Raw genomic sequence first — 21,826 nt, forward strand, 5'->3', positions numbered from 1 at the left:
TGAAATAGCGTATGGCAATTGCCATACGCTATTTTTGTGCTTTTTTCATAAAAAATATATTCAAATAAACATTATTAGACTAGGGTCGTGATGAAAATATCGCGATCCTTTTTCCTGTCTAAAAGTACTCATTCATACCAGCTTTCCACAAGACTTTTTTCTCTTCCCTTATTAAGCATAGGGATTGATGACTATATTTTCATATAAAAAAATATTGACATCATTTTATTTAATGCGTAATATACGCTACATGGGGGGTAAATCGTAACGATTACGATTTACAAAAAAGGAGGATAAAAATGTCTAACTATTTATTTATAGTCATTTGTGTCATTATTATGTGGCCAATGCTATTTAGCGTACCTATTCTATATGCTAGCAGTAGTGAGGAAAGTAAAGTTTCTGACACTTTAGTCATGACCACAATTGGCCTGACGGTGGCTTTTTTAGCATGGTTTCTATTTGGCTATGTCTTATCTTTTCAGGGAAATGGCTATTTTGATAGTATTTCAAACTATTTCTCTTTAATACAAGCTGGTGATATTGATCTTATACTATCTATCCTTTTACAGGGATGTTTCTTTTTATATGCGGTAGGTATGTTTATCGGTACTTTAATTCATAAAGTAACCTGGCCCTTCTTTATCATCTTTACGCCACTTTGGTTATTATTCGTTTATGTACCACTCACCTTTTTATTATGGAATGATAACGGATTTTTAAATCAAATGGGAGCTATAGATTTCTCAGGAGGTATGGTTGTCCACGTTTCTGCTGGACTCACTAGCTTACTTTTAACGCATTATCCACCTCTAACATCAAAAGATGTGCCAGAACGCTTTAGTGATTATAGTCCCAACTATATGGCCACGATATTGATTTGTTTTGGTTGGTTTGGTTTTAATTTAGGCTCATTAGAAGCACTTGATACAAGTATGGGGTTAATCATCTTGAATACCATGCTCGCTATTTTTAGTAGTGCCCTAGGATTTCTACTGGTTCAAAGGGAAAAAGTGGCCATCGATGATTTATTAACGGGTATGACGGTAGGTTTGGTAACCTCGACGGCACTTGTCGGTTACGTATCGCCGATCACCATGTTAGGTGTAACCCTATTTAGCGGTGTAATTGTATGTCATTTAAGAAATATTAGTCAGATTGACGATCCTGTTGATTCATTTATCCTAAATGCAATCGGTGGCATAGTAGGAACAATAGGATTAGCCCTTTTTGCCGATCCTTCATTTACACCAAATGGTCAAGTTGGTTTTATTTTCGACTGGCACAGTAATGAATTCTTAATTGTGCAAGTAATGGCCCTAGCTGTTACGGTATTAATTACCTATATCGGGACAAAAATAAGTATGTTTATCACAAATCTTTATTTTAATAGAAAGAAGGCAATGAATGATGAATAATGCATTAGTAACCATTTTAGGGGCAGGTGCCGCTGGTATCGGTATGGCAACTACATTAAAAAGGTTAGGAATTGAAGATATACAAGTCATTGATAAAGGCCAGGTTGGTGCTTCTTTTAGAAAGTGGCCATCTAGCACCCATTTTATTTCCCCATCTTTTAATACGAATGGTTTTGGATTTCCAGATTTGAATGCTATCACACCTGATACGTCACCGGGTTATTTCAGCAATAATGAACATCCATCTGGAAAAATGTACGCAGCCTACCTTACAGAAGTCGCACAGCATTTTAATTTGCCTATTTATACAAATGAAGAAATTAAAGAAATTCTCTATACCAAAGATGGCTATCTATTAGCTAGCAACCACGAAGTATATAAGTCTAAATACTTAATTATTGCACTTGGTGATTTTCATTTCCCAAATATCAATGGTATCAAGGGTGGTGAACTGGGTATTCACTATACAGGTCTTGGGGACTATAGCAAACTAACTGATACAGATACATATGCCATAATTGGTGGTAACGAATCTGGTTTTGATGCTGCAATCAATTTAGCTAAAAATAAAAAGAAATCGATTATCTATACAGATAGCACAGGAATTGATTCCACTTCATCAGATCCAAGCTTGGGACTTTCTATTTATACAAGAAATCGGTATGAAGAATTTAAAGACTGGATTCAAATACAGAGAGGTGTAAGGATACAAAACATTATTAAAAGTGAACAAGGTTACCAAATGGTCGATAGCAACAATAATATTTACCATTCTATCGCACAACCCATTCTAGCTACAGGATTTGCCACAATTCAATCACCCTTAATCAAACACCTCTTTGAGGAATCTAATCAAAGACCTGTTCTAAATCATATAGATGAATCAACCATATATCCAAACTTATTTATGGTCGGACCGCAAGTTGAACATGAAGGCGTTATCCTATGCTACATTTACAAATACAGACAACGTTTTGCCGTCATAGCTGATGAAATCGCTGCAAGAGAAAATATTGACCTTGACCAAGACATGTTACAGTACTACATCGATAATCAAATGTACTTAGACGATCTTTCAGATTGCGGTACAGATTGCGTTTGCTAAAAATGAAAGGAGAATCATAATGGATTTAGGTAACTTCCGATACGATACACAATTTTTGATTGAAGGAGAAAACTTATCCAAACAAGCTATCCAAGAAACGATACAAGCGCAATTTCAAGGTGATTGCCTGCTCGTTGTTGGTGATGAAAATCTTATTAAAATACACTTTCATACCAACAAACCTGGAGATTTGCTAACTTATGGAAGTAGTATTGGAGAAATATTTGATATTGTTGTAGAGAATATGTTCAGACAAGCCGCAGGTAAAAAAGGCTAATACAACTACCAATTGACATCATTTCTTATAAAAGAGAGGCTGGGACAAAAATGTCTCAGCCTCTCTTTGCTATATAAGAACGTTTATCATTGGGTTCCAAAAGTCAGTATTGTCCGATACTTCCCAAATGTCTCCAATAATATTTCATTATTGTTCGTCTTTTGGTCCAGTACGTCAATGCTAAACGACTTTTGTCTCACCTTCTTTTTATTCACTAACTGTTGCCTATTGCTGCAAAAAGTTTTCTTACCACGTTTTTCTGTTATTCTACTTCATGATGGTGGTGGTCATGTTTCTCCATTTGTGCAATTAAATATGCCCGGTCTTCATCAGACATTTCTTCACGGTTGCGACGTAAAGTGAAATGGTCTGGTACTGGATCTAGCCCTCCTGGCACCATTGGGTTACAACGAATAATACGCGCTGTGCCCATAACTGCACCCTTGAATGTGCCATGTTTACTGATTGCTTGTATCATATAAGTGGAACACGATGGGTAGTAGCGACAAGTTGGGGGAAACATTGGAGAAATATACTTTTGGTAACCCCGCACCATTTTTACCAGGGGTTTGTCAGCCATAATACGTTTACCCCTTTTTCCCTTCAACCATTGGTAATAATAAACCATCAGCAATCTCTTGCGCTTTAGCGTCACCTTTTAGTATTCGTATAATGTCCAAGGCAAAATAAACTGCTGTAGCTGGTCCCCGTGAGGTCAATACTTTATAGTTTTCATCGTAGTAGGTGATGTCTTCATGGAAGGTTTTGTAATGTACTTGGTCTTCAAAGCCTGGGTAGCATGTCCCTTCCAAGTCTTTTGTGATGCCTGCTGCTTCAAGCACGATTGGTGAAGCACAAATACTCGAAACATATTTATCGTTCGCTACTTGTTTAGCAATCAAGTCAGTTACTCTTTTATCCTTGGCCAATTTCTCTGCACCTGGGCGTCCACCTGGTGTAATGACCATATCATAGCGGTCTGTATCAATATCATCTAGCAGTTTATCTGCCATAATCTCAATACCATGGTCACCAATTGTTGATAGGGTTTCGTTGATAGATATGATATCTATTGGGATTGCTGCCCGACGTAGATAATCAATAACTGTAATTGCTTCGACTTCTTCGTAACCTTCACCTAGTAAAATCATTGTGTTCATCTTAACCCCTCCAGTTTAATCTGCACGGTTTGCTTTCTCTATTTTACCTAAATTTTATGAATAAGAAAAGGATCGACACTTGGTCGACCCTCCTACACATGGTAATAGATACTAGGTATCCTTGTATGTTAGTAATTATTGTACTCTTGAACCATCTGTATACTCACCATTTTGGTGGGCACGACGGCGTTCTTCTGCACGTTTACGTTCTTCTTCAGTTTGTTGTTGTTGATAATCTGCACGAGTCATCACATCGTTAACATTCATGTTTACTTCAACAACTTTTAAACCAGTCATTTTTTCAACATTTGCTTTGACTTTTTCAATTGTTTTGTCAAAGGCTGCAGGAATATTTTTGCCATATTCAGCAATGACTTCTAAGTCGATAGCTACTTCTTTGCTACCTACTTCAGCATTCACACCTTTTGTTTGATCATCTTCAGAAGAGAAGAAGCTTTTCACACCAGATGTGAAATTTCCTTTTAACTCTAAAATGCCATCAATATCTTGAACTGAGTTATTCGCAATGCGTTCTAACACGCGAGGTTCAAAAGCTAAATTATTTTCGTGTTTTACTTGTTCGTTTGTTTCAACCATAATTTAATTCCTCCTAATATTTAGGTTGGTCACCCAACCAACTTCATAATAACCTATAAGTTAATGATAACGTGGATATTTTTGATTATCAACCGATAACCCTTCATTTACTTCATGAAAAATCGTAACCAAGCACGTAAATCCACTTGTCCATCAAAGTATGCACCTACCACAAAGCCGATTGCTGCGATAATGAAGACCAGTAAAGCAGTCCCAAAACTAAAGACTACCCAAAGCAGTGCAAAAATAAAGGCTGATAATAAGCCGATAATCCGCCCTTTATATTGGCGCCAAATCGCACGTTCTTCTTGTTTGTTTCGTTCTGACATATTATCCCTCCTCCTTATTGCACACGTGGTATCGCTTTTTGTTTCGCTTGTTTTTCAGCAACTACGACACTGCGGTCAATTTGATTGACTTTTACATTGACATCTTCTACGGGAATGCCCAATGAAACAGAGACAGTATCACGAACACGTTCTTGTACCCGACTAGCTAGATCAATCACATTCGCCGCTTCTTCTACCTGAAAGACAACTTTCACTTTGGTATCTTCTGGTCGTTTACCGAAACGTACCTTGGCTTCAGGAAATCTTACCCCTGCTACCCGTTGACTAGCACGAACTGCTGTATCTTCAACAGAGTGCTTGGTAAAACTTAACACACCAGCATCTGTTTTCACTTCTAAGTGGTCACGTTTCGCAGGTGCCACAACAGCTTGCAGAAAAACAACTAATACAACTAAAGCTACAAAGGCTAAACCAGCTATCATAGCCCATTGACCATAAGTATTGCCTAATATAGTATCTTTTACGAAAGGTGTTAGGTATTGAATTGGGTAAAATAGCGCAATGGCAAATAATAAAGTAACCAAGCCGAATAAGGTTAAGATAATTTGTAGAAACCTTCTAAAACCACCCATCAGATCCCTCCTAATTTGTTTATACACTATAGATGATTATCTATAGATTACAATAAAAGTTATGACAATTCAAATAATTCGCACGATAATTCGAATACGAAACAAAAGCTTTTCTATGTCTAATTAAAGAGGTTATATGATATAAAAATGAGGCTGGGACAAAACAAGTCTCAGCCTCTCTTTGCTATATAAGAATGTTTATCATCGAGTTTCAAAAGTCAGCATGTCCGCGATACTTCCCAAAATGCGCCAATAACATGTCGTTATTATTCGGCTTTTGGTACAGTGCGTCCTTCTAAACGACTTTTGTCTCACCTGCTTTTTTAATTAATTCACTTCGATTTGTGCTTCTGGGTTATTGAAAATTTCTTCATTTAGGGTACCTAAACGTTTTGAAGTTACAACACCCGCTAATATAGAATCATTTACATTTAAGGCTGTACGACCCATATCAACGATAGGTTCAATAGATACCATTAATCCAATGATTTCTACTGGTAAACCTAACGTACCAAATACGATTAACGATGCGAATGTTGCACCACCTCCGACACCGGCTACACCAAATGATGAAATAATCACTGTACCAATAATGGTTAACCAAACCATTGGATCAGATAAATCCATACCAACTGTTGGCGCAACGATTGCTACTAGCATTGTTGGGTAGATACCTGCACAACCATTTTGTCCAATAGATAAACCAAAAGTACCCGCGAAGTTAGCTGTTGCATCTTCAACACCTAAGGCTTCCGTTTGGGTTTGGATATTCATTGGTAATGCCCCACCACTTGAACGTGAGGTAAAGGCAAATCCTAATACACTAGAAGCTTTCTTGAAATAGTTGATTGGGTTTACCTTGAACCCTGCTAAAATCACTGCGTGGATTGCAAACATGATAATCATCGCTACATAAGCTGCGATGACGAATGTAGCCATGTTTAACAAGGCTTGGAAGCTTGATGATGCCATAGCTTTAACCATTAAGGCGAAGATACCATAAGGCGCCATTCTTAATACTAATGTCACGATGCGTGAGACAATAGCATCTAACATATCAATCATTTTCTTAAAATAAGAAGCTTCTTCTGGATGCTTTCTAGCGATACCTAGATAAGCCACGCCAACGATAGCTGAGAAGATGACTACTGCGATATTACTTGATTGACGTAATCCCGCTAGGTCTTCAAAGATATTAGTTGGAATAAAGGACAGAATTTGTTGTGGTAAGGTTGTATCAGCAATTTCCGCTTGACGCTCTTGGATATAAGCGATTCTAGCTGTTTCAGCTGCCCCCTGGGTAAATTCTGCACCATCTAAGTTGAATAACAAGGCAGTTGATAAACCGATAAAGGAAGCAATTGCTACCGTAACAATTAGAACAGATAGGACATTGAAACCAATTTTGCCCAAATTCTGTTCCCCTTCAACACGTGTAAAAGCACGGACTAGTGACACAAAAATTAAAGGTACAACCAGCATTTGTAGGAAGGATACGTATCCATTCCCAACGATGTTGACCCAATCTAAAATTGTTGTGGTTGTACTTGAATCGGAACCAAAAAGTAATTGCATAATAATACCAAAAACAATCCCGATGCCTAATCCGATAAAGACACGATTTGAATATTTCACGTGTTTCCCTGCTAAACGGTTTAAGAATAACAATACAAGTACAAAAATAGCTAAAGTAATAATGACTGCCATTTATTGTCTTCCTCCTAAATTTTGATAAAGATATTGTGTTGGTTATTGACCAACAGATCCAATCACGTCGCTTAACTGGTCATTCAAAATGCCAATGAATCGTTCAGCTTCACTAGAAAGTTTACGGTATTTATTTTGAATATAAATAATATGGTTCTCTTCAACATCTGTAATAGGAATTGTGGTCATCATATTGCGAAATGGCGAAGTTAAAATACCTGTACCCACTAGGATAGCATCGGTTTTTACTAAGACATTAATCGAAGTTGCCCGGTCGCTAACGTAAATGGTTGATTGTGTAGAGTCCTCTCCCAAGTCCAACGCCTCCTCAGTTAATTGGGCTGAGGAACCTTGTGTCTGTTCGAAGGTAACAGATGGATAGGCCAGCAACTCTGCTTGGGTTAGGCTTTCTCTACCTGCTAAGGGATGTTGTTTACCAACAAAAACATGGGGTTGAAAGGCCCCAATCTCTGTATAGCTCAACTCATTGTGGTTTAGGTATTGCTTAATGACCTTTTGATTATAAGCATTCATGTATAAAATGCCAATTTCAGAATAAGCATTTTTCACATTTTCCATGACATCAGTTGTTGAGGTTTCTAATAAACGATAATGGTGGGCGCGATCTTCATCATTCGCAACTAATACCGCAAAAGCTTCTGATACAAAGTCATAGTGCTGACTAGATACAGAAAACAGTTTTTTTCGGTCGGCATCTAAATAACGATTCTCCATCACCGACACCTGCGACAAGACATCGCGGGCATAAGATAAGAATTCGCTACCCTCTTCAGTAATGAAAATACCGCGTTTTGTACGTTCGAAGATTTGTAGATCATACATTTCTTCTAACTCACGAATGGCTGTTGATAAAGAAGATTGCGCCATGAACAGCCGTCTCGCTGCCTCACGAAATGATCCGCTATCAGCGACAACAACAGCATATTTTAGTTTTTGAAAGTTCATGGCTTTCCATCCTTCCCTTGTGAACTACTACACTCACAATTCCCTATATTACACTAATCAAATTCGTTTTTCACTATTACTGCTCACAGGCAACAGCTTTTTTAGACGCTAAATGCTTGTTTAATATCGGCCACTAAATCATCACTATTTTCAATCCCAGTTGAGATCCGTAAAACCTTATCAGTTAGACCATACTGTGCTCGTAATTCAGTTGGAATATCCGCATGCGTTTGTGTTTCTGGATAAGTAATTAAACTCTCAACACCACCTAAACTCTCTGCAAAAGTAAAAATCTTTAAGCTATTTAAAGCATCTCGGATAATGCTTGCATCTTTCACTGCGAATGTTACCATACCACCACGTCCAGAATAATAAACCTGCTCAATTGTAGGATGTTCCTGTAACGCTGCCACTATAGCTTTGGCATTTTTTTCATGTTGTTGCAAGCGAACCGCTAACGTTTTTAGCCCACGGATGATCAACCAACAGGCAAAGGGATCTAAAGTTGCCCCAGTTGTATTTAATTGGAAGGCTAATTTTTCATTGATTTCTTGACCTTTACTCGCAACTAAACCACCTAACACATCATTATGGCCCCCAATATATTTGGTTGCTGAATGAAGCACAACGTCCGCACCTTCTTCTAGTGGTCGTTGAATAATAGGCGTGTAGAAAGTATTGTCTACCACCACAATAGCACCTACTGCATGTGCGCGTTTAGAAATTTCTGCAATATCAAATTCCACCATCATAGGATTGGTAGGCGTTTCGATGAAGACTAATTGAGGTCCTTTTTCAATCTCTGTATACACTTCATCCTCTGTTAAACAGTAAGTAAAGTTGTAGAAACCTTTCTCCTCCATATGATGAAAGTAACGATATGAACCCCCATATAAATCTTGTAGCGTAACCACTGTATCTCCATGCGATAATAACCCTTCAATGACTAGCTGAATCGCTGCCATACCTGATGAAGTGGCGAATCCTTGTTCCCCATTCTCCAAAACGGCAATTGCTTCTTGCAAGACGTCACGAGTTGGATTGGCTGTACGCGTATAGTCGTATCCGGTTGATTCCCCTAAACCAGGGTGTTTATATGCCGTTGAAAAATATAGAGGCGTATTAATCGCACCATAAAGTTTGTCACTACGGTTACCAATTTGAGCTAGCAAAGTTTCAATATGTCGTTTCGTCATTATCATTACCGTCCTTCTATTAAAATTCAATTAAATTCCGTCATCGCTTTTCCCAATCATAACATGGTTTCAATGATTAAAATTTATGAATATGTGAACGGTATTGTTCGCTATTAACGAACACACTAATAACAAATATTCGCCATCTTCTCCAGAGAAAAAGGGCCATCAACGATTAAGCTGATAGCCCTTTTCCCAACATCATTATTGACCTATTTAAAATCTACATAAACTGTTACACCATTGGCATCTATCGCTGTCACATGGTTTACATCCTCATCAACTACTCGTCCATTCGCTTTAAGTTTTGCTACTATATTGTTGTACAATTCTTCATTATGGTAAGTTAGTGTGTAAGCTGCTAAACCAGTTTGATCTTCAGCATAAGGTGCCATTGATTCCGCCCCCCAAGCATTCACAGCAATGTGGTGGTGGTAGTCAGAATAAGAAGTGAAATGAACGTTGTTTTTAAAGCCCATTTGTTCTTCTAAGATCATTTCATCAGATAAGAAACCAAAGAACTCTTCTACTTTGTCTGATGACAAGTGTAAGTGCCCAATGATAGTACCTTCTGCAAGTAATGGTTGTGGTTCATCAGAGGAACGACTCGCTAATACCCCTTCTGCGTCCATTGGTTCAGTAACATCAGTTATCCCACCATCTGGACCATGTGTCCATTGGTCAGCAGTACGGTCAGCATAAATTTCAATACCATTATCTTCAGGATCTTGTAGATATAAAGCTTCTGAATATGAGTGATCTGAAGCACCGTATAGTTGTGTTTTATTTAATAGCATGCGGTATAACACATCACCTAAAGCTGCACGAGTAGGTAACAACCAAGCTGTGTGGTATAAACCATTTTTAGGTCCAGTGATTAATTTATAATCTGCTTTCCCATCTAAAATTAATTGTGGTGCATCTTGTCCCTTAAAACCTAATTCAACAATTCCTGCAGTTTCCTCATCTTTTAGTATTTCTAAACCAATAACCTCATTATAGTAGCGTTTCATTTTATTCAAATCTTTTACTCGGTAAGTTACCGTTGAAATGGTAACATCTTTAAAAAATTGTTTTTCCATTGTTATTTTCCACCTTTTTAGTTATTCATATACGGATTGAATATTTTTTCACTTTTTCACAACTTACTTTAACTTTTTATATGCTTACTAAAAGTAAGCCTAAAAATAGTATACTTTATCTTTTAACAAAGGTAAACACCTTTACTTCATTCTACAACTATTTTTATTTTTTTTGGTTATCCAAATAAAAAACCGAAAACTTTGCTAATCACAATGAAAAGCGATACCAAATGATTTATAATGAAATGGAATGATTGGAGAAATGGAGGAATAGATATGTTTGAATGGTTTGCAAGTGCTAACCCTGTATTACAAGCAACACTAGCTGGTGTCTTCACTTAGTTAATGACAACTTTAGGGTCAGCTTTAGTATTTTTCTTTAATGAAATTAACCGCCGTGTATTAGACATTATGAACGGTTTTGCTGCAGGGGTGATGATTGCAGCAAGCTTTTGGTCCTTGTTAGCACCATCCATTAGCTTTGCCGAGGAAGCTGGTTGGGGACGACTTGCCTTTATACCCGCATTAATTGGTTTTATTGTTGGTGGCTTATTCTTACGCCTAATCGATTACATCACCCCACATTTACATATGGGAAAGAATAAGATGGACGCTGAAGGGCCTAAAACTAAATTACCTGCAACCACTTTGCTCTTTTTAGCAGTGACAATCCACAACTTTCCCGAAGGTTTATCTGTTGGGGTAGCGTACGGTGCAAATGAATTTAATGCAGCTAGTCTCGCCTCTGCTTTAGTCTTAACAATGGGGATTGGTCTACAAAACTTCCCTGAAGGTGCAGCTTTGTCAATGCCTATCCGCGCTGAAGGGGCTAGCAAATGGCATGCTTTCCAATTAGGTCAAGCATCTGCCTTAGTTGAAATCGTTGGTGCAGCTCTAGGTGCCTTACTAGTCTCCCAAGTGACGATAATCTTACCGTATGCCCTAGCTTTTGCAGCTGGCGCTATGATATTCGTTTGTGTGGAGCAACTCATTCCTGAATCACAATCACACGGTAATTCAGACATCGCTACCATATCCTTACTGGTTGGTTTTGGTGTCATGATGACACTAGATGTCGCTTTAGGTTAGAAAAACTAACCATTATAAAAGTCATCACTCCCTTTACTGATCAGTGAAGGGAGTGATGACTTTTTCTTTATCTTCATTACTCAATGATTACTTTATATATGCTTAAAATTTTACATCTGCATCCTGCATCGCTTTTTGAATATAATCTACTGACTCTTGCAATTTCTTTTCTTCCCACGCATTTAAACTAACTGGTAGTCGTTTTTCAACACCATTTATACCAATAATACATGGCATAGAAAATGCTACATTTCCGTTATAACCGTATTCTCCACGTAAAGTAGTACATGCAGGATAGACACTACGTTCGTCAAGAACAACAGCCTTAGCCATGGTCACAGCTGCTTGCGCAACTCCTGCATTCGTCCAACCTTTACCATTAAATACTTCATAAGCTGCAGAAATCACATTTTTCATAATATCTTCAGGGCTTGATAGGTCAACTGCTGAATTGCGATCAAAATATTGGTCTAATTCACCGTAAGGTACGCCTTGGATATTCAACTTACTTAATACTGGAAAGGCTGTTGCGCCGTGTTCACCCATCATATAACCCACAACCGATTTAGGGTCAACATCATAAGCATTGGCGAACACATTGCGTAAGCGAGCTGAATCAAGCATAGTTCCCGTACCAAAAATCTTACCTTCAGGATAGTCAAACTCATTTTCTGCAATGTATAAAATCGTATCTAATGGGTTAGTAATCACAATGATAATAGCTTCTCTAGTATGTTCAACGATATTGCCCATTACATCACGAATCGTTTTTGAAGTGATTTTAGCTAATGTTGCACGGTCAGGCTCTGCGGTTGGATCATCGGGATCTGGTTTCATAGAATTTCCAGCTGCAATTATAATGACATCCGCATCATCCGTTTGCTCATACCCACCATGCGTTACTTTAATATTGTTCATGTAAGTGAGCGCACGTGCTTGTTCTTGGTCAACTGCTTCACCACGTGCAATATTTTCATCGATATCAATCACACCAATTTCACCAAAAACACCGGCTTTCATGGCATCTGCAAGTACGTATGAGCCTACATGGCCAACACCTACAACCACTAATTTATTTGTTTTCATATGATCCCTCCATTATTTCTCATTCAATTACATTAATTATAACCTACTTTGACGAATATTTAAGGGGAATGTGAGGAAATGATGAGAAAATATGGTGAATAAAAAAAGAAGCTGAGAAAAATCATCACTCCCAGCTCCTCATGTTAGTTGTCTCATTTTTTATCCTCAATCGCTCAAGTAAAGCGATCGCATTCAAAACCTTTATTTAATCACTAATACATGTGATTTCATATTACGTACTACATATTCAGATACTGAACCCATCATGGCACGTTCAATTGCTCCCTTACCAGTTGCACCAACAACTACTAGGTCTGCCTTGATTTTTTCTGCGAATTCTACGATACCATATCTTGCATCTCCCTTAATAATTTCAAGAGACACATTCTCAAGACCAGCTTCTTTCGCTTCAGCTTCATATGATTCTAAGACACTTAAAGCATCTTCCCGTAAGTCATTATATAATCGTGTAGAGGCATCCGGATTTCCGAGACGAACAAAGTCATCTAAAACATTCAACAATACCAATTCAGAATTGTTACGTTTAGCAATGGATAATGCCTCTCTAAAAGCCCGGTATGAAGCATCTGAACCATCAACTGGAATTAAGATCTTGTTATATGCTGTTACTGACATGATAAGCCCCCCTCTTGAGTAATTTAATATATCATTTCACAACTAGTACTGGAATTTTAGATAGTCGCACTGTATTTTCAGCTACAGACCCAACTAAAGCCCTTGTGACAGCACCTTTACCAGTTGCACCAATGACAACCAATTGGTAGTCACCTTCATTCGCAATTTTAGCTACTTCTCGTCTTGGGTTACCAAAAGAGGTAAAAGTATGAATATCATTAAAGTTACGAGCCTTTCCGTAATCTTCATATTTTTTTAAGGTTTCTAGGGTACGTTTTTTCATCTCGTTGATATCTGTTTCTGATACCCTTAAGTCACTAAATACATAGTCATCGGCAATTACTGATAGAACATCTATAGTGGCATTTGATCGCATGGCAATCTCAACTGCATCTCTAAAGGCTGCTTTACTATTTTCCGAGTCGTCCACTGGCACCAGTATACGTTGAATGTTATCAAGAATCATTTTCGCTACCTCCCTTACTTTCTTTTCATTTAAAGTATAACACAAAAATGGAATCGCTTACAAAAATAAGGTCTTTTTCAAAATAAAAAAAAGTATTGAAAAATATTTTTGTGCAAAAATGCTATAAACAAGGATAAAAGATAGTTTCGTAGTGAACCCAACAAAAATAAGTCAGCCTCAAAAATTTAGCGAAGGCTGACTTTTCTTGATGCTTCATATCTTTTTAAATTAGATTAAATACTACAAACTTCTTAGTTGAGTGAATGCCAAATCCTCTTCAGTTAAGCCTTTTAAGAAAGCTACTGTCACATCTACTGTATCTTGGAAGTCTTGATAAGCTGAAATTAAGTAATGGGTATGGGCATAGCGTGTCGGCATTCCTAACGTAATCACAGATACACCATTATTGGCTGTGTGAATGGCACCGGCATTAGTACCTCCGCCATCACGTACCGCTTGTTGAATTTGAATACCTGCTTTTTCGCTAGCTTCAACAAATAAACCATTTAGAAGGTCTGAAGCAATGTAGGTCGAATCACGATAACGCAATTGTGGCCCTTGCTTAACGCGCCCTTGACCAACTGTTGCCGATTTTGCGTAATCATCAGAAGGTGTCCCTTCAAACACGATAGCTACTTGTGGGTTAACACGATTGGTGGTGACTTTAGCACCACGTAAACCAACTTCTTCCTGTGTCGCAAACGCACCAACAAGATTAAATGGTAATGCTTTCACACCATCTACACCCAATTCGTTAAAGACAGCAAGCGTTGCTGCTACGCCTAAACGGTTGTCAAAGGCTTTTCCAATCATCATACCGTTCTTCTTATTTACTTGGAATTTAGTTGCTGGTACAACAGGTTGACCAACAGTAATACCGAAATCATTGATGACTTCTTCTCTTGAAGTAGCCCCTACGTCTAATTTTAAATCAGTTAGTGCGACTGGCTTAGCCTTTTCTTCTGCTGTCATAAAGTGTATAGGTTTACTTGTAGCAACAGCTGGTACATACGTTTTATGATCATTGGTTCTTACCATAAATAATTGAGATTGCGCTGAGGCTGCTGTCCATCCACCTAAAGCCTGCATTAACAACAAGCCGTTTTCATCAATTGCTTGAACCATGAAGCCTACTTCATCCATATGTGAATCTAACATAATTGTTGGTTTGCTTGGGTCAATATTTGTAAAGTTCATATACAAGTTTTTCATCGCATCTGCTTGTAAGCTAAAAGCCCCTTTATTGGCTTTTACAATATCAATTACTTGGTCTTCGTAACCTGGCGCACCATAAGCATTTGACACATCTTCTAATAGTTTAATATATTTCATGTTACACCTCTTAGCCTTTCTAATATATTTATTTTACCGATGTTTAGGGGAAAATGAAAGTGACTACCTTTCAACATGAAAAACCACCCCTATCTTTACTAACCAGCAAAGACAGAGATGGCGCTTTTTTATAAATTATTTATCCGCATTAATATGATCATATTTCTCCGGATTTTCGTTAAATTTCTTCACGACATATGGGCATAGTGCTTTAATTTTACGCCCTTTACTTTCAGCATCGGCCACTAGGTGATCAACTAGTTGAGCAGCAACACCTTGCCCGCGTAAACTTGGGTCCGTCCATGTATGTGTTGCAACGATAATATCGTTTGCTTTTGGCTCATACTCAATTTCGGCAATACGTTTGTCGCCCGCTTCATTAAAAATCGCAAATCCATTGGTGACTTCTTTAATTTCGTATCCCATCATTTACCTCCTCAACATATATGACGCTTCTATTAATTTTATTATAACAAAATATATGCATAAATCCTTAATATTTGGCTTAGTTGACCTTAATTTCCTTTAATCGGTATAATGAATTAAGCTTAAATGATAGGATATATTTTTAAAAAAGGAGTAACAATATGGGCTTATTTTCAGGTTTATTTGGTAACGCATCTGAAGCAGATAAAGAACGAGTTTCTGACACATTAGAAAAGGTATTAATTCCTGGTGAAACAATTGAATTATCTTACAATATCTTGCGCGATTTAGTGGTATTTACTTCATATCGACTGATTTTAATGGATAAACAAGGGATTACCGGCAAAAAACGTGATTTTATGAGTGTACCCTACAAATCAATTTCACGCTTTTCGGTAGAAACGGTAGGGAATTTTGATATAGATTCTGAAGTGAATATTTACTTATCTGGTAACGAACAACCTACAATCGCGCTACAATTTAAAGGTGGCGATGTCGTTTACGATGTTCAACGCGCCCTTGCTGCAGCAGTTTTATTATAGTAATAACTAAATAATAAAAAACTAAACACCAGTGACTCAACAAACGATACTGCCTAACGGATTAGCTTTTAGGCTTGTTGATGACCTGGTGTTTATTTATTGGTCTCTTATTTAGATATTTAGCTATTAACGGCTAGCACCGAGATACCTTTGGACCACCTCCTTAAGGTGGAAGAGTATTTAAATGCATCATCCGATTAACAAACGCGTGATTTATACTGTGTTGGTTGATAAAGATCATACATTTTCTCATTTTATCTTTCCTCCTAAAGGTGTGAAAATCCACAAAAAAAAGCGTCAGACATCAAGGTCAAACGCTAGGATTTCTAAACGATATTGTCAATGTAAGAACTGTAGCCTCAAAGACACAAGGGTATACAGCATCAGTAACCAATAACTGATCCAATAGTGTATGCCAAGTGTTCAATAAAAGATTCGTCATATGATACCTCACAAATTTGGCGAATAGTCTGAATTCAATTGATTGCTTGCTACTACAATTTTTACACTTTCATCATAGCATGACCAAATTTCCTTTGTCTAATATTTATACATTAAAAATCATGAGAAAATTGTTCGGTTTTTACCCTCACTTCATTGGCAAAGAGATTTTATTGATATATAATAAAACAGTATGCCAAAGAGGCAGAAGAGAATTTTGAAGGGACGATTATGTATGTCTAGAGCTGTAGGTACTGTTGTAAGAGGGTTACGCGCTCCCATTATTAAAGAGAACGATGACCTAGCAGGCATTGTAGTAGATACTGTTTTAAATGCTGCCAAAGAAGAAGGTTATGAAGTTCGTGACCACGATATTGTAACAGTAACAGAGTCTATTTTAGCTCGTGCACAAGGAAACTTTGCTGAATTAGATGCTGTTGTAAAAGATATCCAAAGTCAAACAAAAAGTGAAACGATTGGTATTGTAAACCCAATCCTTAGCCGTAACCGTTTCTACGCAATCTTAAAAGGTATCGCTATGTCAGCGAAAAAAGTCGTAATTCAATTGAGCTACCCTTCTGATGAAGTGGGTAACCGTTTAATTACACGTGACGAATTAGAAGAATCTGGTTTAAATCCATATACAGATGTTTTAACAGAAGCTGAATTCCGTAGCCACTTCCCTAACTTAGCACATGAATTTACTGGCGAAGACTACGTTGAATTATACAAAAAATGTGTTGAAGAAACCGGTGCAGAATGTGAAATCATTTTTGCTAACCACCCACAAACCATTTTAAACTTCGTGGACACAGTAGTTATTGCCGATATCCATAACCGTAAGTATACACGTCGTATACTAGAGAAAAATGGTGCTAAAGAAATTATTGGCTTAGATCAAATTTTAAACCATTCAATTGATGGCTCTGGTTTCAATGAAGACTTTGGTTTATTAGGTGCTAACCTTTCCGGTAACAACAGTTTGAAATTATTCCCGCGTAACGCACAAGCATTCGTTGAAGATGTTCAAAAACGTTTATTAGATGCGACTGGTAAGGTTGTTGAAGTGATGGTTTATGGTGACGGTGCTTTCCAAGATCCAGTTGGCCACATTTGGGAATTAGCTGACCCTGTTGTATCACCTGGTTTCACTAAAGGTTTATCTGGTACCCCTGACGAAATTAAGATCAAGTATGTTGCAGATAACCAATTTAGCGACCTATCTGGAGAAGAATTAACAGAAGCAATGCGTGCGTATATTAAAAATCATGACCAGATTGATGAAGCTGGCCACAATACCTCATTAGGAACAACCCCTCGTAACATTACTGACTTAGTGGGGTCATTATCAGATTTAACTTCTGGTTCTGGAGATAAGGGTACGCCATTTGTCTACATCCAAGGTTACTTTGATAAATACTCTGATTAATTTATAGAAAAATAACGTTCAATACCTTTTGATCTTTTAGGACATGACACGTGTCATGTCCTTTTTGTATACTCAAAAAACCAGCTGTTGGGAGGACAGCTGGTTAAACTTGCCATCTTTCGTTTTGGGAGGAGAAAGATTTATGAAGAAAAGTTTGGTTTGTTTATTGGGTATGATTATATAATAGACGATATTTTTGAAGATAAAATGAAGATTCATTCAAAATGTATGTTGTTTCTATGATTTTAAAATTATAAATTTCTAAAGCTAATTTCTCAATTCATTCATGAAAAAACCAGCCGTTGGGAAGACGACTGGTTTACTTTTATCTTTCGTTTGGGAGGAGAAAGATTTATGAAGAAAAGTTTGGTTTGTTTATTGGGTATGCTTATATATTAAGCGATAGTTTTGAAGATAGTATGAAAGAATCAATCTTTTTTGTGGTTTCTTTGTGATAATTTTTTAAACAATTTCTAAAGAGCAACCTATTCAAAAAAAAGCCTATGATAATCACATCATAGACCTTTCTCTAAATGATACATAATGTCATATTCTCAACGCGGCAAAAATTGCGAGTCTAGACGACATTTGTCTCATCCTTTTTAGTCGAGTTCCAAATGTCAGACGCGCGCCGCTTCAGAAATAACCTACGTGATATGTCATCACTACGTTTATTTCTTCCACCGTTGCGAGTCTAGACGACATTTGTCTCATCCTTTTTAGTCGAGTTCCAAATGTCAGACGCGCGCCGCTTCAGAAATAACCTACGTGATGTGCCATCACTACGTTTATTTCTTCCACCGTTGCGAGCCTAGACGACATTTGTCTCATCCTTGTGTTAATGTGTTTTTCCACCAACAATTTTCATATCTTCTTTTCCATCGTAATCCACGATAGCGGTAATTGCTGCCTCAATACCACGAACAATATCTTCTAGAGCCATTGATGGTGTATTTGGTCGATCTGTAACTTGTTCTGGTAAGAATGGGATATGCATAAAACCAGCTTTAATCGCTGGATACTCTTTATTTGTTAAGTATAGAGAGTGGTACATAATATGATTGCAGACAAATGTTCCAGCAGTATTGGATACTTCTGCAGGTACATTAGCCTCTTTCATATAAGTAACCATCGCTTTAATTGGTAACTGACTAAAGTAAGCAGCTTCTCCGTCTTCTTTGATTGGTTCATCAATCGGTTGTTTACCTTCATTATCTGGAATACGTGCGTCATCTTCATTGATAGCTACACGTTCAGGTGTTAAAGCAAAACGACCTCCCGCTTGACCAATATTCAAGATATAATCGGGTTGGTGTTCTTCAATTGCACGTTTCTCTACTTCTGCACTTTTATTAAAGACAGTTGGAATTTCTAATTTGATAATTTTCGCACCATTTATTTCTTCCGGCAAACGTTTTACCGCTTCAATCGCTGGATTAATCGTATCGTCACCAAATGGATCAAATCCTGTTACTAAAATTTTCATCTTTATACCTCCTAAAATGCCCAAGTATACATTAATACAATATGGACAACAATTAAAGCAATAGCAATTGGTGCTTGTCGTTTAATCACACCATACTCACTCTTCATTTCTAACAATGCCACAGGTAAAGCATTGAAATTACCCGCCATAGGTGTTAATAATGTCCCACAATAACCAGCTGTCATTGCTAAAGCACCTGCAATCGCTGGGTTAGCACCCTGCATAATCACAAATGGAATACCAATACCTGCTGTAATCACTGTAAAAGCAGCAAATGCATTTCCCATTATCATCGTAAAGACAACCATCGCGATAACATACATTGTTGCACCTAAAAACTGGTTTCCTTCAGGCACTAAGTTACCAAAAATTGACGTTACTATTTCGCCAACTCCCGCATTCACAAAGATGACGCCTAGTGCTGCCAATAATTGTGGCAAAATAGCTGTTGATCCAACTTGTTGTACATTTCGATTAGATTCATGTAAAACTTGTTGGAATGGTGCACGGAAAATAGCCATCGCCAGCACTAATGCAACAATAGCCCCGATACCAATAGCACCCGCACCTGAAGCAGGTACAAACTGCGCAAGCACTAATGCTGTAACCGCCATCACAATAACCGGTACAAACACAAGGTTTCCAAAACGGTCAGCATTAACTTCTGCACGCGTCTCATCCTGTTCAAAATTACCTGTCACAAAATGTTTCACCAAGGTAATAATTGCCAATAGTAAGACTAAAATACCAGAAATAATTGCTGGTAACCATTTTCCTAAGGCAAACAAAATCGCTAGGTCAAACCAAAATAAAGCCGTTCCAATGCGTTTATCTTGGTCAGATCTTAAAACTTTATAACCAGTAAAGGCGAACTGCAAGCCGATTAAAATGTAGAAGAATTCTAGTAAGTTTGTAAAGAACATTTCCATCTTACTTACCTCCCTTACGGTATTTACGGTTCATTTTTTGATCGAATACATAGTTATAAACTGCTGTTAAAATAAAGGTGATAATAGCAACTGGAAGTGACGCACGCGCTACATCAATTGCCATTACTTCATATCCTAAAGATTCTAGCGTTCCTGCAATCAATAAGGTACCTGCACTGGCTACGAAAGTATTTTGTGCATAGAAGTTCCCAACATTCTCCATAGCAGCAGACTGTGCTTTAATTTCTTCTTTTGTATCCTCATCAATTTCACCATTTTTAGAAATAGCTGCCGCTTCCGCCATAGGCTGTACTAAAGGTCGTACAAATTGTGGATGACCACCAATACGAATTGATAAAAATCCGGCTAATTCACGTAAGAATAAGTATAAAGTTAAGAATGACCCCGTTGTCATCCCTTTAACATTGTTAATCAATCGTACTGCTTGATTTTTCAAACCAAACGTTTCAGCCAAACCAATCATTGGTAAGGTTAAAATAAAAATTGTCACCAAACGATTATTCACAAAACCTTCTCCAAGCATTACCAAGAAATCAGTAATCGAAATACCCGATACTAAAGCAGTCGCTAGTCCAGCGATTACAACAACCGCAATGGTATCTAGCTTCACTGCAAAACCAATAATTATAATTAGAATACCAATCAACGGCAAATAATACATGATTTCCACTCCTTTTTATCATCAATCTTAATATCTTTCTATTTTATCATTTTTATGCAATAATTTGTAAAAACTTACAAAATAATTTTGTATTTATATATTAAAAAAGGGGGTAAGTACTATTTAAACAACGGTTCCCACTACCATAAACCTTAGTCACTCTCATACTAATTTGACGAAGAACCAAAAAAACCGCTAGCAAAAACAAATGTCTAAGCTAGCGGTTTTGATTTGATTTGCATGGCAACGTCCTAGTCTCACAGGGGGCAACCCCCAACTACATTCGGCGCTAAGAAGCTTAACTTCTGTGTTCGAGATGGGAACAGGTGTGACCTTCTTGCCATCATTACCACACAGTTATTTTATACAAATATACAAAGCTACCAACGGGATTTGAACCCGTGACCTCCGCCTTACCAAGGCGACGCTCTACCAACTGAGCTATGGCAGCAAGTTGGTATATAGGTACAAAAAAACTCCGCAAGTAGGACTCGAACCTACGACATCTTGATTAACAGTCAAGCGCTACTACCAACTGAGCTATTGCGGAATAAAAATATTGCATGGCAACGTCCTAGTCTCACAGGGGGCAACCCCCAACTACATTCGGCGCTAAGAAGCTTAACTTCTGTGTTCGAGATGGGAACAGGTGTGACCTTCTTGCCATCGTCACCACACAATATTTATGTATTTATGAGCATTTTGTTCGCTCAAAACTGAATCTGTAAGTCATCGACCATTCCATCATACAATCTATTATCCATTGGATAAGTCCTCGACCGATTAGTACTAGTCCGCTCCATACATCACTGCACTTCCACTTCTAGCCTATCTACCTGATCGTCTCTCAGG

Annotated in this window: 23 protein-coding genes, 2 tRNA genes and 3 rRNA genes; 6 read left to right on the forward strand and 22 right to left on the reverse strand. The window is 37.7% G+C overall.

The genetic code is table 11. The features are described 5' to 3' along the window. Nucleotides 1-299: 299 nt before the first annotated feature. From CJ191_RS05895 to CJ191_RS05905, 3 genes are read left to right on the forward strand one after another with little or no spacing between them, the layout of a single operon-like run. Entirely contained in the window at nt 300-1,418 is a 1,119-nt protein-coding gene (locus CJ191_RS05895) for an ammonium transporter (protein WP_102199271.1), read from the forward strand. Continuing rightward, nucleotides 1,408-2,523: an NAD(P)/FAD-dependent oxidoreductase gene (locus CJ191_RS05900; RefSeq protein WP_102199272.1), complete on the forward strand. Its 1,116-nt coding sequence runs from the start codon at nt 1,408-1,410 to the stop codon at nt 2,521-2,523. Before CJ191_RS05895 ends, CJ191_RS05900 begins: the two co-directional genes overlap by 11 nt. A 19-nt stretch (nt 2,524-2,542) precedes the next feature. After that, nucleotides 2,543-2,800: a kinase to dihydroxyacetone kinase gene (locus CJ191_RS05905; RefSeq protein WP_070467099.1), complete on the forward strand. Its 258-nt coding sequence runs from the start codon at nt 2,543-2,545 to the stop codon at nt 2,798-2,800. Nucleotides 2,801-3,062: 262 nt separating this feature from the next. Here CJ191_RS05905 and yidD read toward each other — a convergent pair whose 3' ends face one another. From yidD to CJ191_RS05950, 9 genes are all read right to left on the reverse strand, one after another. Next, a complete protein-coding gene (yidD, locus tag CJ191_RS05910) occupies nt 3,063-3,380 on the reverse strand; it encodes a membrane protein insertion efficiency factor YidD (RefSeq protein WP_102199273.1) in 318 nt (105 codons plus the stop codon). A gap of 7 nt (nt 3,381-3,387) precedes the next feature. Next, entirely contained in the window at nt 3,388-3,960 is a 573-nt protein-coding gene (locus tag CJ191_RS05915; protein ID WP_102199274.1) for a DJ-1 family glyoxalase III, read from the reverse strand. Nucleotides 3,961-4,095: 135 nt separating this feature from the next. Next, nucleotides 4,096-4,557, reverse strand: a complete 462-nt coding sequence (locus CJ191_RS05920; protein WP_070467101.1) for an Asp23/Gls24 family envelope stress response protein — start codon at nt 4,555-4,557, stop codon at nt 4,096-4,098. A gap of 107 nt (nt 4,558-4,664) precedes the next feature. Beyond that, nucleotides 4,665-4,886 (reverse strand): DUF2273 domain-containing protein, encoded by a 222-nt coding sequence (locus CJ191_RS05925; RefSeq protein ID WP_070467102.1) that lies wholly within the window; start codon nt 4,884-4,886, stop codon nt 4,665-4,667. Nucleotides 4,887-4,900: 14 nt separating this feature from the next. Beyond that, nucleotides 4,901-5,479 carry an alkaline shock response membrane anchor protein AmaP gene (amaP, locus tag CJ191_RS05930; RefSeq protein WP_070467104.1) on the reverse strand — a complete coding sequence of 193 codons (579 nt, stop codon included), beginning with the start codon at nt 5,477-5,479 and terminating at the stop codon, nt 4,901-4,903. Between the two features lie 327 nt (nt 5,480-5,806). Further along, the gene (locus CJ191_RS05935; RefSeq protein ID WP_070467106.1) at nt 5,807-7,186 is read right to left on the reverse strand and encodes an L-cystine transporter; all 1,380 of its coding nucleotides are present in this window, start codon (nt 7,184-7,186) and stop codon (nt 5,807-5,809) included. Between the two features lie 42 nt (nt 7,187-7,228). After that, a complete protein-coding gene (locus CJ191_RS05940; protein ID WP_070467110.1) occupies nt 7,229-8,152 on the reverse strand; it encodes a LysR family transcriptional regulator in 924 nt (307 codons plus the stop codon). Nucleotides 8,153-8,253: 101 nt separating this feature from the next. Further along, nucleotides 8,254-9,354 (reverse strand): aminotransferase class V-fold PLP-dependent enzyme, encoded by a 1,101-nt coding sequence (locus tag CJ191_RS05945; RefSeq protein WP_374754469.1) that lies wholly within the window; start codon nt 9,352-9,354, stop codon nt 8,254-8,256. 206 nt (nt 9,355-9,560) lie between these two features. After that, nucleotides 9,561-10,430 carry a VOC family protein gene (locus CJ191_RS05950; protein WP_102199275.1) on the reverse strand — a complete coding sequence of 290 codons (870 nt, stop codon included), beginning with the start codon at nt 10,428-10,430 and terminating at the stop codon, nt 9,561-9,563. Between the two features lie 345 nt (nt 10,431-10,775). On the opposite strand from CJ191_RS05950, the gene CJ191_RS05955 reads away from it, so the two are divergent. After that, nucleotides 10,776-11,519 (forward strand): ZIP family metal transporter, encoded by a 744-nt coding sequence (locus CJ191_RS05955; protein WP_257994135.1) that lies wholly within the window; start codon nt 10,776-10,778, stop codon nt 11,517-11,519. Nucleotides 11,520-11,621: 102 nt separating this feature from the next. On the opposite strand, the gene CJ191_RS05960 is transcribed toward CJ191_RS05955, so the two are convergent. The 5 genes from CJ191_RS05960 to CJ191_RS05980 all read right to left on the reverse strand — a co-directional run bounded on the left by CJ191_RS05960 (nt 11,622) and on the right by CJ191_RS05980 (nt 15,465). Continuing rightward, nucleotides 11,622-12,605, reverse strand: a complete 984-nt coding sequence (locus CJ191_RS05960) for a lactate/malate family dehydrogenase (RefSeq protein WP_102199276.1) — start codon at nt 12,603-12,605, stop codon at nt 11,622-11,624. A gap of 201 nt (nt 12,606-12,806) precedes the next feature. After that, complete coding sequence (locus CJ191_RS05965; protein ID WP_102199277.1) at nt 12,807-13,241, reverse strand: universal stress protein; 435 nt, start codon at nt 13,239-13,241, stop codon at nt 12,807-12,809. Nucleotides 13,242-13,272: 31 nt separating this feature from the next. After that, nucleotides 13,273-13,707, reverse strand: coding sequence for a universal stress protein (locus tag CJ191_RS05970; RefSeq protein ID WP_102199278.1), 435 nt, complete (start codon nt 13,705-13,707; stop codon nt 13,273-13,275). 240 nt (nt 13,708-13,947) lie between these two features. Beyond that, nucleotides 13,948-15,039 (reverse strand): M42 family metallopeptidase, encoded by a 1,092-nt coding sequence (locus tag CJ191_RS05975; protein WP_102199279.1) that lies wholly within the window; start codon nt 15,037-15,039, stop codon nt 13,948-13,950. Between the two features lie 135 nt (nt 15,040-15,174). Further along, a complete protein-coding gene (locus CJ191_RS05980; protein ID WP_102199280.1) occupies nt 15,175-15,465 on the reverse strand; it encodes a GNAT family N-acetyltransferase in 291 nt (96 codons plus the stop codon). Nucleotides 15,466-15,626: 161 nt separating this feature from the next. Here CJ191_RS05980 and CJ191_RS05985 point away from each other — a divergent pair, with 161 nt between their 5' ends. Both CJ191_RS05985 and CJ191_RS05990 read left to right on the forward strand, forming a co-directional pair. Next, entirely contained in the window at nt 15,627-16,007 is a 381-nt protein-coding gene (locus CJ191_RS05985; protein ID WP_102199281.1) for a PH domain-containing protein, read from the forward strand. Nucleotides 16,008-16,683: 676 nt separating this feature from the next. Next, nucleotides 16,684-17,877: a coenzyme F420-0:L-glutamate ligase gene (locus tag CJ191_RS05990; protein ID WP_102199282.1), complete on the forward strand. Its 1,194-nt coding sequence runs from the start codon at nt 16,684-16,686 to the stop codon at nt 17,875-17,877. Nucleotides 17,878-18,715: 838 nt separating this feature from the next. Here the strand turns inward: CJ191_RS05990 and pcp are convergent. The 8 genes from pcp to CJ191_RS06030 form a co-directional block, all read right to left on the reverse strand. Beyond that, entirely contained in the window at nt 18,716-19,363 is a 648-nt protein-coding gene (gene pcp / locus CJ191_RS05995) for a pyroglutamyl-peptidase I (protein WP_102199283.1), read from the reverse strand. A gap of 11 nt (nt 19,364-19,374) precedes the next feature. After that, a complete protein-coding gene (locus CJ191_RS06000) occupies nt 19,375-20,292 on the reverse strand; it encodes a DUF979 domain-containing protein (protein WP_102199284.1) in 918 nt (305 codons plus the stop codon). A gap of 1 nt (nt 20,293) precedes the next feature. Next, the gene (locus CJ191_RS06005; protein WP_102199285.1) at nt 20,294-20,974 is read right to left on the reverse strand and encodes a DUF969 domain-containing protein; all 681 of its coding nucleotides are present in this window, start codon (nt 20,972-20,974) and stop codon (nt 20,294-20,296) included. A gap of 238 nt (nt 20,975-21,212) precedes the next feature. Further along, nucleotides 21,213-21,328 (reverse strand): 5S ribosomal RNA (gene rrf, locus CJ191_RS06010). Between the two features lie 24 nt (nt 21,329-21,352). Then, nucleotides 21,353-21,425 (reverse strand) — tRNA-Thr (locus CJ191_RS06015). 25 nt (nt 21,426-21,450) lie between these two features. Next, a tRNA-Asn gene (locus CJ191_RS06020) sits at nt 21,451-21,524 on the reverse strand. A gap of 11 nt (nt 21,525-21,535) precedes the next feature. Beyond that, nucleotides 21,536-21,651 (reverse strand): 5S ribosomal RNA (rrf, locus tag CJ191_RS06025). Between the two features lie 86 nt (nt 21,652-21,737). Beyond that, nucleotides 21,738-21,826: ribosomal RNA gene (locus CJ191_RS06030) — 23S ribosomal RNA — on the reverse strand; the annotation flags it as partial.

The organism is Aerococcus viridans, assembly GCF_002871935.1.
GTDB lineage: Bacteria > Bacillota > Bacilli > Lactobacillales > Aerococcaceae > Aerococcus > Aerococcus viridans_B.

Excerpts from the sequence above, each read along its gene's own strand:
- CJ191_RS05980 (WP_102199280.1), bottom strand. The coding sequence starts at position 15,465 with ATGGGATACGAAATTAAAGAAGTCACCAATGGATTTGCGATTTTTAAT.
- CJ191_RS05965 (WP_102199277.1), bottom strand. The coding sequence starts at position 13,241 with ATGTCAGTAACAGCATATAACAAGATCTTAATTCCAGTTGATGGTTCA.
- CJ191_RS05950 (WP_102199275.1), bottom strand. The coding sequence starts at position 10,430 with ATGGAAAAACAATTTTTTAAAGATGTTACCATTTCAACGGTAACTTAC.
- pcp (WP_102199283.1), bottom strand. The coding sequence starts at position 19,363 with ATGAAAATTTTAGTAACAGGATTTGATCCATTTGGTGACGATACGATT.
- CJ191_RS05970 (WP_102199278.1), bottom strand. The coding sequence starts at position 13,707 with ATGATTCTTGATAACATTCAACGTATACTGGTGCCAGTGGACGACTCG.
- CJ191_RS05920 (WP_070467101.1), bottom strand. The coding sequence starts at position 4,557 with ATGGTTGAAACAAACGAACAAGTAAAACACGAAAATAATTTAGCTTTT.
- CJ191_RS05985 (WP_102199281.1), top strand. The coding sequence starts at position 15,627 with ATGGGCTTATTTTCAGGTTTATTTGGTAACGCATCTGAAGCAGATAAA.
- CJ191_RS06000 (WP_102199284.1), bottom strand. The coding sequence starts at position 20,292 with ATGGAAATGTTCTTTACAAACTTACTAGAATTCTTCTACATTTTAATC.
- amaP (WP_070467104.1), bottom strand. The coding sequence starts at position 5,479 with ATGGGTGGTTTTAGAAGGTTTCTACAAATTATCTTAACCTTATTCGGC.
- CJ191_RS05905 (WP_070467099.1), top strand. The coding sequence starts at position 2,543 with ATGGATTTAGGTAACTTCCGATACGATACACAATTTTTGATTGAAGGA.
- CJ191_RS05960 (WP_102199276.1), bottom strand. The coding sequence starts at position 12,605 with ATGAAAACAAATAAATTAGTGGTTGTAGGTGTTGGCCATGTAGGCTCA.
- CJ191_RS05935 (WP_070467106.1), bottom strand. The coding sequence starts at position 7,186 with ATGGCAGTCATTATTACTTTAGCTATTTTTGTACTTGTATTGTTATTC.
- yidD (WP_102199273.1), bottom strand. The coding sequence starts at position 3,380 with ATGGCTGACAAACCCCTGGTAAAAATGGTGCGGGGTTACCAAAAGTAT.
- CJ191_RS05895 (WP_102199271.1), top strand. The coding sequence starts at position 300 with ATGTCTAACTATTTATTTATAGTCATTTGTGTCATTATTATGTGGCCA.
- CJ191_RS05945 (WP_374754469.1), bottom strand. The coding sequence starts at position 9,354 with ATGATAATGACGAAACGACATATTGAAACTTTGCTAGCTCAAATTGGT.
- CJ191_RS05955 (WP_257994135.1), top strand. The coding sequence starts at position 10,776 with ATGACAACTTTAGGGTCAGCTTTAGTATTTTTCTTTAATGAAATTAAC.
- CJ191_RS05915 (WP_102199274.1), bottom strand. The coding sequence starts at position 3,960 with ATGAACACAATGATTTTACTAGGTGAAGGTTACGAAGAAGTCGAAGCA.
- CJ191_RS05990 (WP_102199282.1), top strand. The coding sequence starts at position 16,684 with ATGTCTAGAGCTGTAGGTACTGTTGTAAGAGGGTTACGCGCTCCCATT.
- CJ191_RS05975 (WP_102199279.1), bottom strand. The coding sequence starts at position 15,039 with ATGAAATATATTAAACTATTAGAAGATGTGTCAAATGCTTATGGTGCG.
- CJ191_RS05900 (WP_102199272.1), top strand. The coding sequence starts at position 1,408 with ATGATGAATAATGCATTAGTAACCATTTTAGGGGCAGGTGCCGCTGGT.
- CJ191_RS05925 (WP_070467102.1), bottom strand. The coding sequence starts at position 4,886 with ATGTCAGAACGAAACAAACAAGAAGAACGTGCGATTTGGCGCCAATAT.
- CJ191_RS06005 (WP_102199285.1), bottom strand. The coding sequence starts at position 20,974 with ATGTATTATTTGCCGTTGATTGGTATTCTAATTATAATTATTGGTTTT.
- CJ191_RS05940 (WP_070467110.1), bottom strand. The coding sequence starts at position 8,152 with ATGAACTTTCAAAAACTAAAATATGCTGTTGTTGTCGCTGATAGCGGA.